The organism is Nocardia goodfellowii (genome assembly GCF_017875645.1).
Classification (GTDB): Bacteria; Actinomycetota; Actinomycetes; order Mycobacteriales; family Mycobacteriaceae; genus Nocardia; species Nocardia goodfellowii.
Window position 1 is genome coordinate 3,079,055 of sequence record NZ_JAGGMR010000001.1, and the last position, 12,682, is coordinate 3,091,736.

At 69.4% G+C, this 12,682-nt stretch carries 12 protein-coding genes; all 12 read right to left on the reverse strand.

Annotation, left to right across the window (positions count from 1 at the left end; translation table 11 throughout):
* Window positions 1-16: 16 nt before the first annotated feature.
* Window positions 17-1,369 carry an acetyl-CoA carboxylase biotin carboxylase subunit gene (accC, locus tag BJ987_RS13840; protein WP_209889193.1) on the reverse strand — a complete coding sequence of 451 codons (1,353 nt, stop codon included), beginning with the start codon at window positions 1,367-1,369 and terminating at the stop codon, window positions 17-19.
* Window positions 1,366-1,857, reverse strand: a complete 492-nt coding sequence (locus BJ987_RS13845; protein ID WP_209889195.1) for an acetyl-CoA carboxylase biotin carboxyl carrier protein — start codon at window positions 1,855-1,857, stop codon at window positions 1,366-1,368. Before BJ987_RS13845 ends, accC begins: the two co-directional genes overlap by 4 nt.
* Window positions 1,854-3,521: an acetyl-CoA carboxylase carboxyltransferase subunit alpha gene (locus tag BJ987_RS13850; protein ID WP_209889197.1), complete on the reverse strand. Its 1,668-nt coding sequence runs from the start codon at window positions 3,519-3,521 to the stop codon at window positions 1,854-1,856. Before BJ987_RS13850 ends, BJ987_RS13845 begins: the two co-directional genes overlap by 4 nt.
* The gene (locus tag BJ987_RS13855) at window positions 3,518-4,291 is read right to left on the reverse strand and encodes an alpha/beta fold hydrolase (RefSeq protein ID WP_209889199.1); all 774 of its coding nucleotides are present in this window, start codon (window positions 4,289-4,291) and stop codon (window positions 3,518-3,520) included. Before BJ987_RS13855 ends, BJ987_RS13850 begins: the two co-directional genes overlap by 4 nt.
* Window positions 4,288-5,385, reverse strand: coding sequence for a 3-oxoacyl-ACP synthase III family protein (locus BJ987_RS13860; RefSeq protein ID WP_209889201.1), 1,098 nt, complete (start codon window positions 5,383-5,385; stop codon window positions 4,288-4,290). Before BJ987_RS13860 ends, BJ987_RS13855 begins: the two co-directional genes overlap by 4 nt.
* Window positions 5,386-5,415: 30 nt before the next feature.
* The gene (locus tag BJ987_RS13865; RefSeq protein ID WP_307869599.1) at window positions 5,416-7,749 is read right to left on the reverse strand and encodes a beta-ketoacyl synthase N-terminal-like domain-containing protein; all 2,334 of its coding nucleotides are present in this window, start codon (window positions 7,747-7,749) and stop codon (window positions 5,416-5,418) included.
* 20 nt (window positions 7,750-7,769) lie between these two features.
* Window positions 7,770-9,038, reverse strand: coding sequence for a beta-ketoacyl-[acyl-carrier-protein] synthase family protein (locus BJ987_RS13870; RefSeq protein WP_209889202.1), 1,269 nt, complete (start codon window positions 9,036-9,038; stop codon window positions 7,770-7,772).
* The gene (locus BJ987_RS13875) at window positions 9,035-9,508 is read right to left on the reverse strand and encodes a 3-hydroxyacyl-ACP dehydratase FabZ family protein (RefSeq protein WP_209889204.1); all 474 of its coding nucleotides are present in this window, start codon (window positions 9,506-9,508) and stop codon (window positions 9,035-9,037) included. The genes BJ987_RS13870 and BJ987_RS13875 overlap by 4 nt, the downstream gene beginning before the upstream one ends.
* Window positions 9,505-10,761: a beta-ketoacyl-[acyl-carrier-protein] synthase family protein gene (locus BJ987_RS13880; RefSeq protein WP_209889206.1), complete on the reverse strand. Its 1,257-nt coding sequence runs from the start codon at window positions 10,759-10,761 to the stop codon at window positions 9,505-9,507. Before BJ987_RS13880 ends, BJ987_RS13875 begins: the two co-directional genes overlap by 4 nt.
* A complete protein-coding gene (locus tag BJ987_RS13885; protein ID WP_209889208.1) occupies window positions 10,758-11,204 on the reverse strand; it encodes a hotdog family protein in 447 nt (148 codons plus the stop codon). Before BJ987_RS13885 ends, BJ987_RS13880 begins: the two co-directional genes overlap by 4 nt.
* Before the next feature lie 12 nt (window positions 11,205-11,216).
* Complete coding sequence (locus BJ987_RS13890) at window positions 11,217-11,615, reverse strand: acyl carrier protein (protein WP_209889209.1); 399 nt, start codon at window positions 11,613-11,615, stop codon at window positions 11,217-11,219.
* A 62-nt stretch (window positions 11,616-11,677) separates the two neighbouring features.
* Window positions 11,678-12,472, reverse strand: coding sequence for a 3-oxoacyl-ACP reductase family protein (locus BJ987_RS13895; RefSeq protein ID WP_209889212.1), 795 nt, complete (start codon window positions 12,470-12,472; stop codon window positions 11,678-11,680).
* Window positions 12,473-12,682 lie beyond the last annotated feature (210 nt).

Genomic DNA, 12,682 nt, shown 5'->3' on the forward strand with positions numbered 1-12,682 from the left:
CGAAACTAAGTGTGGCTCAGTGGATGGTGTGCACGAGGTCGAGATCGAAGTTCCCCGAACGAAATTCGGGGTGGGCGAGGATCGCGTCGCGATGGAAGGCCGCGCACGTGGTCAGCCCCGGGCCCTCGAGCACGAGCTCGTCGAGGGCCCGGCGCATGCGATCGATCGCGGCGAGCCGGTCGTCGGCCCAGACGATCACCTTGGCCAGCAGTGCGTCGTAGTACGGCGAGACCGACATGCCTTCTTCCAGGTGGCTGTCGACCCGCACCCACGGACCCGCGGGCGGCCGGAAGCTCGCGATCCGGCCCGTGGACGGTGCGAAATCACGGTCCGGATTCTCGGCATTGATCCGGCATTCGATGGCATGGCCCCGTAACACGATGCCGGATTGCCGGATTCGCAGCGGCTCGCCCTGCGCGATCCGCAGTTGCTCGGCGACCAGATCGACTCCCGACACCATCTCGGTCACCGGATGCTCGACCTGCAGCCGTGCGTTCATCTCCATGAACCAGAACTCGCCGTCGCGGTCGAGCAGAAACTCCATCGTCCCGGCGCCCTCGTAGCCGACCGAACGGGCCCCGGCCACCGCGGCCGCGCCGATCGCGGCCCGCTGCTCGTCGTTCAGCGCCGGTGACGGCGATTCCTCCAGCAGCTTCTGATGCCGGCGCTGGACCGAGCAGTCCCGTTCCCCGAGGTGCACCACATTGCCGAAGCGGTCGGCGAGGATCTGCACCTCGATGTGGCGCGCACCCTCGAGGTAGCGCTCCAGATAGAGTCCGCCGTCACCGAAGGCCAGGGCAGCCTCGGCCTGGGTCCGGCGGTAGGCGTCGGCGAGTTCAGCGGGTTGGCGCACGACGCGCATGCCGCGGCCGCCACCGCCGGCGACCGCCTTGAGGATCACCGGGTAACCGACTTCGCCGGCGATCCGCTCGGCCTCCTCCGCGTTGCGCAGCGCCGCCTGGGTGCCGGGCAGCAACGGCAAGCCCGCCGCGCTCATCAGCGCACGGGTCACCGCCTTGTCGGCCAGGTTCGACATCACCTCCGCCGCGGGCCCGACGAAAACCAGGCCCTCCTCGGCGCACACCGCGGCGAAATCGGGGTTCTCCGACAGGAATCCGTAGCCGGGGTGAACCGCGTCCGCACCGGTGCGCAGTGCCGCGCCGATGACATTCGGAATGTTCAAGTAGCTGCGGCCGGGCTCCGGCGGTCCGATGCACACGGCGTCGTCGGCCATTCGCACCGGCAGCGAGTCGGCGTCGGCGGTCGAATACACCACCACGCTGCGTAATCCGAGTTCCCGGCAGGCCCGTACCACCCGGAGCGCGATCTCGCCGCGATTGGCGACGAGGACGGTCTTGATCTCGGTCACGACGCTATCTCCATCGCGGTCTCGGCGGGTTCGAACACGATCAGGCGCTGCCCGAATTCGACCACCGAACCGTCGGCGGGCAACACGTCCACGATCCGGCCCGCGCTGGGCGCGGTGATCTGGTTCATCAGCTTCATCGCCTCGACGATCGCGACCACCTGGCCTTCCTCGACGTAGTCGCCGGGCGAGACAAACGGATCGGCCCCGGGCTCGATCGCCCGATAGAAGTGCCCGACCAGCGGCGATTCGATCGCGAAGGCCGCCGCCGCCTCCTCGGCCGGTGGGGAGGCCAGGGTGAGCTGCTCGGAGCGGGTGACGATCTCGACGGCCTCGGCCCACTCGATGTCGACGTTGTATTCACCGGCCTGCACCCGCAATCGGCGGGGTTGCCGATCGAGGTCGGCGACGATGGCCCGCACCTCTCGCATCATGTGGGTGAGCGAGGGGTCGAGATGGGCGTTGTGCTCGGTGTGGCGGAAGGCGGTCATGACGGTTCTCCGATCATCGGGGTGGTCGATCCGAATTGGCGAAACTTGCGATACCGCGCCTCGACGAGGTCGGGGCCGGGCAGCGCAGACAGTTCGGTGAGCGCGTGCGCCACCGCGCCGCGCAGGCCGGCGGCCGCGGCGATGACATCGGCGGGCACCGATTCCGGGATGACGCCGTCCACGACGCCGAGCCGGAGTAGTTCGGGAGCGGTCAGTTTCAGCGCTTGCGCGGCCGCCCCCGCCGCACTACGGTCGCCCCACAGGATCGCCGCGCAGCCCTCGGGACTGATCACCGAGTAGTAGGCGTGCTCGAACATCAGCACCCGGTCGGCCACGCCCAGCGCGAGTGCGCCGCCGCTGCCGCCCTCGCCGGTGACCACCGCGACGATCGGCACCGGCAACCGGCTCGATTCCATGATCGCCCGGGCGATGGCCCCGGCCTGGCCGCGCTGCTCGGCCCCGACACCGGGATACGCGCCGGGCGTATCGATCAGCGTCACGATCGGCATGCCGAACTTGGCCGCGTGGTGCATCAATCTCAGGGCCTTGCGATAGCCCTCGGGCTCCGGCATTCCGAAGTTACGGGCAATGGATTCCTTTGTGTCGCTGCCTTTTTCGTGTCCGATCAGCATGACCGTGCGGCCGGCGAGTTCCGCGGGGCCGCCTACCAGGGCGGTGCTGTCGCCGAACATGCGATCGCCGCGCAGTTCCAGGAAGGAGTCGAACGCGACCGCGGCGAAGCTCAGCGTCGTCGGACGGTCCCGGGCGCGAGCGAGTTTGACGATCGCCGCCGCGGGCCGGACCGCGACCGCCTCCGGATCGGTGATCGTCGTAGGGTCGGGCGTCGCCCGGATCGGCCCGCCGACAGCATGTGCCGCAAGCACTTTCGTGAAAAATGAACGCAGCTGCGCGCGCGGTACGACTGCGTCCAGCATGCCGCACTCCAGCAGGAATTCGGCGGTCTGGAACCGCGGCGGCAGATCCTCGTTGATGGTCTCGCGGATCACGGTGGGCCCGGCGAAACCGATCAGCGCGCCCGGCTCGGCGACCAGCACGTCGCCGAGCATGGCGTAGGAGGCGGTGACGCCGCCGAAGGTGGGATCGGTCAGCAGGCAGAGCACCAGCAGGCCGTCCTCGTGCAGGCGGGCGATGGCCTGGCCGGTTTTGGCCATCTGCATCAGCGAGAGCGCGCCCTCCTGCATCCGCGCGCCGCCCGAGGCGCACACCAGCAGCAGTGGAAGCCTTTCGGCCAGTGCGTGTTCGGCGGCCCGGGTGATCACCTCGCCGACCGCGCTGCCCATCGAGCCGCCTATGAAACCGAACTCCATGGCCGCCACCACCAGTCGATGTCCGCCGAGACCGCCGACGCCGAAGACCGCGGCGTCCGACGCGCCGGTGCGGCCACGCGCCTCGTCGAGTCGTTTCCGGTAACTCTTGCGGTCCCGGAACGCGAGCACGTCCCGGGTCTTGATGTCGTCGTATTCGCCTGGGGTCCAAGAGCCTTCGTCGAGCAGCCCGGTCAGTCGACCGGCGGCGCCGAGGCGCAGGTGATGGCCGCAGGCGGTGCAGACTTGGAGGTTGCGTTCCAGTCGGCGCTTGTATTGGTATTCCGAGCAGGAGGGGCATTTCACCCAGGTGGTTTCCTGAGCGAGCACTGGGGTCATCCGATCTCTCCATTCACCGGTGTCTTCTCGGCCTGGGCGGCCAGAAATTCCCGCAGCGCGACGGCGACGGCGGCCGGGGCGTCCGCGTGCACCGCGTGCCCGGCGCCTGGGACGTAGACGTGAGTTCCGTTGTCGAGCAAAGACATCGCTCGCTCCACATGCTCCGGGGCCATGAGTGCGCCCGCGGCTGCGTCGCCCTGCACCAGCAGCACCGGGCAACGCAGGCGCGCGAGCATCTCGTCGGGATCCTGCTCACGCTGGTTGCGGCCCTCGGTCCAGCGTTGCTTCAGCTGCGGGTCCGCCAGCCGCAGCGAGACCGCGATCGAGCGCATCGCGAAGCTCGGATTCGCGTAGAAGGTCATGGCGTCACGCTGTTCCTGGCGCAGGTGGTACAGCGCCGAGTCCACGATGACCACCGCGCGCACCGAGTCGGGCTGGGTCGCCGCGACCATTGCGGCGACCCAACCGCCCAGCGAGTGCCCGACCAGCACCACCGGTTCCGCGATCACCTCGGTGAGGAACTCGGTGATGTCGGCCGCGAAATCGGTGAGCGCGTAGTGCCCGCCGGCCCAATCGGATCGGCCGTGCCCGCGCAGGTCGGGCGCGTAGATGTTCCAGCCGGGGCCCAGGCTGCGTACGAACGGCCGGAACGTCTGCCAGCGGGCACCGAGGCCGTGCAGCAGGCACAGCGCGGGGCCGTCGCCGCCGAGGTGGGCGTAGTTGAGCATGGCGCCGCCGGCCCGGAAACTTCGCGACTCGATGAGCATCATCGCCCGCTGCCCCAGACCAGCGTCATGCCGGCGTACTTCCACTTGCTGGTCTCGATGGCCAGCAGCATCACGTTGTCGCCCGCGCGCACCCGCCCGGTCGTCGCGGCCTCGTCCAGCGCCAGCGGCACCGCGGCCGATCCGGTCGCGCCGACGCGGGCGATGTTCTCATAAACCTTGTCCCGCAACGCGAGCCATTCGTCGGTGAGCAGCCCGGCCGCCTCGAGCTCGCTGGTCATGTAGCCCGCGTTGCCCTCGGGCACGACCCAGAGCGCGATGTCCTCGGCGGCCAGGTCACTGGCCTGCAACAGAGCCTTCAAGGACCGGGTGATCATGTGCGGAATGAACTTTCCGGATTCGACGACGTCGACCTGGAGTGCCACCAGCCGCTTGGCCAGCGCCTGCTGATGCAGCGGCGCGTGGGTGGCGCCGCCGATCACCTGCATACCCGGCTTCTTCAGGCCGCCCATGGTCTCCAGGACCGAACCCAGCACGCCGGACCGGATACCCGGCACGGCCGCCTCTGCGCGCAGCACGAGTGCGCCCGCGCCGTCGCCGAAGGTGTAGGCCACCAGCCGATCTCGCATCCGCACCCGCTCGGGGTCGATGCCGCGATACAGCGGCACCAGCAGCGGCGAGATGGCCTCACAGCCGACCACGAGCGCGTTGCGGAAGGCGCCGCGCGTCAGGTAGCCGTAGGCGATGTCGGCGGCTTCGACGAAACCCGCGCAGCCGGAACGGATTTCGAGGGTGGCGCACTCGGCGATGCCGAGATGCTGCTGGACGAAGGTGACCGCGGGCGGCAGCTGGTACTCCGGGCTGGCGGTCGACATCACGATGAGGTCGATGTCGGCGGGGCGCAGGCCGGCCCGCTCGATGGCCTGCGCCGCGGCGCGGGCCGCCATCTCCGAGTTGCTGATCAGGTGTTCACCGGTGTGCGGGTCGATCATCCAATGCCGGTGCTGGACTTGGATGCCCTCGAGAATGTCCTCGGGCACCGGCCCGACCAGCGCCTCGACCTGCTTGTTGTCGATGGGCTCGCCGTGCAGGTAGCTGCCGGTGCCTACCAGGTGTACCGACAATCCGTTCGTAGCCATGCGGTGTCCTCGGTCTCTCGTATGTGTCGATCAGCTCGGCGACAGCACGATGCTGAAATGGGTGCCGCCGAGCGAGGAGCTGTTCACCAGCACCGCACCGTCGCGGGGCCGATCGGGCCGGCAGGCGGCCAGCGCCGCCGACAGCAGGCCGCCGACGCCGATCTGCTCGCCCAGCGACCGTTTCGCCGAAACACGGTGCGGCCCGGCGGCACCGAAGATCCGGTCCAGCGCGCGCTGCTCCGGTGCGTCGATAGCCGGCCAGCCGACCTCGTTCATCCACACCTGCGCGATGTCGGAGACCGCCAGCCCGGCGCTCTCGATCGCGGCCCGCATGGCGCGTTCACTGCCCGCGCCCCGCGGATCGGTCCGGCCGACTCCCAGCGCGTCGGCGGCCGAGGCGTGCCCGAGCACCTCGGCGTACACGGTGGCGCCGCGGCGGCGCGCGTTGTCGGCGCTTTCCAGGACGACGGCGGCGGCACCCTCGGCGAGTGTGAACGCGTCCCGCGGACCCATCGGGACGCCGAGCCGGTGGTAGGCGAGGGCGACCAGATCGGTGAGCGTGTCCGCCGCGGTGGCCAGGATCGCGGTGGCGCGGCCGACCGACACCAGGTCGAAGCCATAGCAGAGCGCGTTCGCGCCGGCGGCATGGCCAGCGGTGACCGTGGAGGTCGGGCCGAGCGCGCCGAGCAAAGTGGCCACGCTGCCCGCCGCCGCGTTGTACACGGTGTTCGGGAACACCGCCGGATTCGCGGCGGCCGCACCTTCTTCGCGCAGCGGCCGGACGAACTGCTCCATCGCCTGCATGGGACCGAGGCCGGTGCCGAAGACTACGCCGACCCGGTTCGGATCGTCGGCGATCAGGTCCGCCCCGGCCGCTTGCACGGCCTGCGTCGCGGCGCAGGTCGACAACAGGCCGAGCCGGTCCATCCGGCGAGCCTCGCGCCGGGTCAGATGACCGGCCGGATCGACCTCGATCCGCCCGAGCCGCATGCCGTCTTCGATCCGGCCGCAATCCCGGCCCTCGGTCAGCGCCCGCAACGCCGCCTCGATGCCGACTCCGGCGGCTCCGACGGCCCCCGCCCCGGTCAGCACCACGCGGGTCCGCAGCGCCGCCGGCCGGACGACACCGGTCGGGCGGTCGGCGAAGGCGACACTGGCGTTCGCGCCGGCGAAGGCGAAATTGTTCGAGATCGCGTTGCGCGGCCGGCCGACGCGTGGCTCGACGGCGACATGGTCGAGCCGGCATTCGGCGTCGGGGACAAGGAGATTCGCGGTCGGCGGGAGGACGCCGTGGCGCAGTGCGCCGACCGTGATGATGGCCTCCACCGCGCCCGCCGCGCCCAGCAGATGTCCGATCATCGACTTGGAGCTGCTCACCGGGACCGAGTCGGCGGCGTCCCGCAGGGCCAGGCGGGTCGCTTTGGCTTCGGCGCTGTCATTGCGCGGCGTGCCGGTGCCGTGGCTGTTGATGTAGCCGATCTCGTCGTCGCCCAGGCCCGACCACTCCATCGCGGCGCGCATCGCGCGGGCCGCGCCGGTGCCGTCGGGGCGGGGCGCGGTCGGGTGATAGCCGTCCGCCGAGAGCCCGTATCCCTTGATCTCGCAGAGTGGTTCGATGTCGGCCGCCGCCACCAGGTCGGCACGGGCCAGCACGAGCATGCCGCTGCCCTCGCCGAGCGAGAGCCCGGTTCGCTTGTCCTGGTACGGGGCGGCCGGAGTCGGGGACAGCGAGCCCAGCGAATTGAAGCCGGCATAGGCGACGTCGGAGAGGGCGTCGGTGCCGCCCGCCAGCACGATGTCGGCCCGGCCGAAGGCAATCAGGTCGGCGGCATAGCCGATCGCGTTCGCGCCCGCCGCGCACGCCGTGTTCACCGTCAAGGTTGGTCCCTTGCACTGGAATTCGGCGGCCAGCGACTCGGCGATCGCCTGCGGCGGGCCGTACATCGCCAACTCGGCGGCGCCGTTGCCGGTGCCGTCGCCCAACCACTCCATGGTGCTGAGCAGTCCGGCGTTGCAGGTGCCCAGGACCACCGCCCGCCGCTCCGGAGCGACCCCGGAGACGAGCGTGTGCGCCGCGTCCATCGCCTCCTGGGCGGCGGCGAACGCGAAATCGAAAGCCCGGTCGCGGAATCCGCCGACCGCGGCCGCGACCGGCGAGGGCGGTACGGGGGAGCGCACCTCGCCGCCGATCCGGGTCCGGTACTCGGCCATCGGCAGGTGCTCGACCAGGCGGATCGCGACGTGGCCGGTGCTGACGCCGTCCCACAGCGCTTTCGCGGTGTCACCCTGGGAGGTGACGGCGCCCACGGCGACCACGACCACCGTCTGCATCGGTGTGGTGTCGAATTCTTCTCGTTCCTTCACGACGGACTCCTGTTCGGATTTCAAATGCGCTTGAGGGCCAGCGCCGCGGACTGGCCGGACAGGCCCCGCCCGATCGCGAGGCTGTAGTCGGATTTCAGATCGCGCGCGGTGCCGGGCACCCAGTCCAGGTCACAGTCCGCCGCCGCGTGCTCGAGGTTGAGGGTCGGCGGGACGGCGCCCTCGCGCAGTGCCGCCGCCGCCAGTGCGACATTCATGGCGCCCGCGGCGGACAGCAATTGGCCGACCGCGGGTTGCACGCTGCTTGCCAGGACCGAGTCCGCGCCGGTGCCGAGCGCGGCCCGGAGTCCGCGGGCCTCGGCCGCGTCCGCGCGGGGTACGGCGGCGCCGTCCGCGGCCACGTACCCGACGGCGGCGCCGCCGATGGCGGCTTCGCGCAGCGCGGACCGGGCGGAGGTGGCCAGGCCGGACCCGTCGCCCCAGATTCGGCCGGGCACAACCGGTTCCCAGCCGCCGCCGAAGCCGACGATCTCCGCGTATGGCTCGATGCCGCGACGCAGCGCGGCATCGTAGTTCTCCAGGACGAGAATGCAGGCCCCTTCGCCCAGCACGGTGCCGGAGGCTGCCTGGTCGTAGGGCCGCACCGAGCCGGGGTCGCTTGCCGCCGTGAGTAATTCGAGCCGGTCCAATTTCGAGGCGCACCACCAAGAGACGGCGTCATCGAAAGCGCCCGCGACCGCGACCGCGGTATCACCACGCGCGACAGCCCGATACGCGTTGCCGATCGCGCTGATCCCCGCGTCGCCCGCCCCGGACTGGAAGGCGCTCGGCCCGGCGAACCCGAACTCGTCCGAAAGGAAGAACATTTCGGCCGAGGGCAGCCCCTCGATGAAGAACAGCGGGTACATGTTCGCCGCCGCCTTGCCGAGCCGCTCCATGTCGATCGATCCGTCGTCGGCACGGGCCTCGACCGTCGCGTCCAGCACATGGCGTGGATCGGCGATCTGGTTCTCGCTCGCCAGGTAGACCCCGACCGTGTCGTTGCCGGGTGTCGCCGGGTCGATCCTCGCCTCATCGGCCGCGAGCCGGACCGCAGTGTGTGCCAGCTGATTCGCCCGCGTCATCAGCCGCAGCGATTTCCGGTTGCGCACATAGGGTTTCGCGTCGAAGTCGGCGATCTCGGCGCCGAGCCGCGTGCGCAGCGCGGACGGATCGTAGTGCTGCACGCGGCGTACCGCACTGTGCCCGGCGAGCAGCGCCTTCCACGTCTGGGTGAAGCCGATCCCCAGGGGCGACACCACGCCGATGCCGCTGATCACAACGCGATTCATGGGACTTCCTTAGGTGGGGCCGAATTGTTGACCATGGCCAGTTCCCGGGCGAGCACGACCACGGTGTCGCCGATGGTGATCCGGCCGGACAGCACCGCGTGCGCGCGGTCGTGTTCGCGGATGTCCACCGCCAGCCGGAGCTGGTCGCCCGGGCGCACGTAGTGGCGGAACTGCACCCGGCGCACCCCCGTCAGCTGCCATTGCCCGCCTACCGTCGCGGCGAGCAGGGTGTCGGCCAGATTCGAGATTCCGTGCAGCAGCAGCACTCCCGGCAGCACCGGAAAGCGCTGGAAGTGGGTATCGAACACGGCCAGCGTGTTCGGCACGTTCGCCAGCGCCACCGCCCGGGCACCGACGTGCAACTCGACGATCCGATCCAGGCACAGCCCGCCCGCCCGCGCGAGTTCGTCGGGCGGGACCCGCAGTTCACCGTCCCAGCGCGGCGCGGACAGCATGCTGTCGATGGTCATGGTGCCTCCAGCAGCAGTGAGGCGTTGGTGCCGCCGAAGGCGAAGGAGTTGACCACCGCTACCGAAAGCTCCGCTGCGCGTGCCTGATTCGGGACGTAGTCCAGATCGAGCTTGGGATCGGGTTCGGTGTGGTTGATCGTCGGCGGCACCAGTCCCTCGGCGAATCCGCGCAGTGCGGCAAGGACATTGAGCGCACCCGCACCCGCCGTCAAATGCCCGGTCATCGACTTGGGCGAGGTGACGAGCAACTCGTGCGCATGCGCGCCGAAGACCTGCTTGATCGCCGCGGTCTCGGAGGTGTCGTTGCCCGGCGTGCTGGTGCCGTGGGCGTAAACGCAATCGACGGCGTCCGGACCGATGCCGGCATCGGCGATCGCGTTGGCCATCGCGGTGATGGAACCGCCGCCGTCCGGCGGGGAGTCGGTGATCCGGTAGGCGTTCATCGTCGCCGCGTAGCCGCCGACCCGCCCGAGGATTCGCGTCCCCCGCGCCCGTGCGATCCGCTCGTCCTCGAGCACCATCAGCACCGAGCCCTCGCCGAGCACGAACCCGTCCCGGTTCGCGTCGAACGGTTTGGAGGCCCGGGTCGGATCGTCGTTGTACCTGGTGGTCAGCGCGCCCAGCAAGGAGAAACCGGAGACATCCAGCCACGTCGTCAGCGCGTCCTGTCCACCCGCGATCGCCATGGTGATCTCTCCCGCCTGGATGCGCCGGAAAGCTTCGCCGATCGCGTGCGTGGCCGAGGCGCAGGCGGTGCTGATTCCGCTGATGGGCCCGCGGCAGCCGCCCACTTCGGCGATGGCGGCCAGATCGATCCCTTGATCACAGCGCAGGGTGCTGTCCGGGTCGCGCCGATAGATCTCGGCTCCGTCGCTGCGCTTGCGGGTCAGCCCGATCTCGGCCAGTTCGGCGGCTTCCGGCCGGCCGACATGCCCGCCGACGAAGACGCCCCGTGACTCCGGGGCATGATGCCCGGCCGGGTCGCCCGCGTCAGCGATCGCCTCGGCGGCCGCGACGACGCCGAAAGCCCCTGCACGAGTGAGCAATTCCCAGCGTTGGGTGTGTAGCAGCTCGGGCGCGGGTGCGAAATCGCGCACCATCCCGGCGATCTGCACCGAGAACGAGCCGGGATCGAAGGTGGCGATCCGGCCCACCCCGCTGCGGCCCGCCGCCAGCGCGGACCAGGTGTCGGGCGCGGTGTTGCCGACCGGAGTCACGGCGCCGATGCCGGTGATGACGACCTTGTTGTTCATGAGCGGTCCCCACTTCGCAGGATTTCTTCGCGACCGCGCACCGACTCGGCATCCTCGAGCATGTCGGCGTCGATCAGTGCGCACATCAGGTCCTCGACCTCGAGGACGGTCCGGTCGCCGACCGAGAGCCGGCCCGAGACCACGATGGTGTCTCCGGCCGACTGGATGTCGGCGGCGGCGACGACGTCGTCGCCCGGACCCACCTTCGATCGCGCCAGCACCGCGCCCACCGACAGCAGCACCGCGCGGTGCTTGCGTTCGGTGCTCAGATAGACCAGCCACGCCGCGCTCTGCGCGAGCACTTCGAGCTGTATCGGCAGCGGCATGTAACGGCCGTAATCATCTGCGGCCCAATATGTCTCACTAGAGCTGGTGCGCTTGATCGCCTCGATGCGGGTCCACGGTTCCAGGGCGTCGATGCGATCGACCAGATGGAATCTCATGACCGCACCGCGTCAGCTCGCCGCGCCGACATGCGGAGAGACCAGGTCAGCGAGGTTGCGCACCGTGAAGAGGTTCATCACGTCCTCGGCGGGCAGCTTGCCGCTGAGCTCCGCCGGATCGATCTGCGGCATCACCTTTTCCAGCTGCGCCAGGCCGACTTCGGAGACGACGCCGTCGTCGGTGCCGAACTGCTCGTCCGGGATGCCGCCTTGGATCCGCTCGCTCAGTTCGCTGGTCGTGATCTTGACGCCGAGCCGGCGCTCGATCCGGAAGAGGATGTCGAGCAGGTCGATCGACTCCGCACCGACCTCCCCGAAAAGCGTTGCGTCGGCGCCGACCTCGTCGATGTCGAGCGCGACCGCCTCGGCCACTATCGCACGGACGGCGTCGATGACACTGGTTTCGGACATGGCTGTTCCCTCTATCTGTGGTGGTCCGATCGCACTGACGTTGTGCGCGAGAAACGGGCCCGTCAGCGACGGGCGGTCTTCTTCAGTGGTTTGCCCAGAAGCAAAGTGCCGCCGCCCATTCCGTCGATCGGAATGAGCGCGCCGCTGAGGTGCCTGGTGTGTGCCGCAGCCAGGAAGGACACCACTTCGGCGACCTCCTCGACGGAGGTGGCGCCGGGGACGGGGACCTGCCCGATGATGCCGTCGCTGTTGCCGCCGCTGAGCACGTCGGCGATCATCTCGGTCTCCACGAAACCGGGCAGCACGGCGTTGACCCGGATACCGAACCTGGCGAACTCGAGTGCCGAGGCCTTCGTGAAGGAGTTGATCGCGGCCTTGGACGCGGCGTAGCCGGAGGCTCCCAGCCAGGCTCGCTGGCCCATGACCGAGGAGACGTTGACGATGGCCGCCCCGTCCTGCTGGGTGAGTGCGGCGGAAGCGGCACGCGTGCAGTTGAAGACGCCGCCGAAATTCACTCTCATCACGTCGAGCCAGTCGGCCTCGTCCATCTGCATGATCAGCTGGTTGCGGGTGATACCGCAGTTGTTGACCAGTATGTCGAGCCGGCCGGCCTGGGCCAGGGTTGCCTGTACCACCGCCTCGGCATCGCCTGGGAGTGACACGTCACCCTGTACCGCGATGGCCCGGCCGCCGTTGTTCTCGATCTCCGCGACGATTTTCTCGGCGGCCTGATCGCCGCGAAAATAGTTCACTGCTACGAATGCGCCTTCGGCGGCCAGCCGGCGGCATATCGCTTGTCCGATCCCGCCCGATCCGCCGGTTATCAATGCGGCTCGGCCGGTGTGAATGGATGACATACAGCCCTCCCCTGAGCACTGCTCTCGGAAAGGCAGGACCGTTCGGATAGAACGATCGGATCCACACTTTCCGAAACCGATGATCCAGCTCGAACCAATGCTATGCAACCGACTAAACTGTGACGCTAGTCACATATATGTCGCGGCTAGAAAAGTCGCCGGGGCAGCAATTCCCGAAGAATCGCAGACGGTCTGTTTCGGGGTATTCCC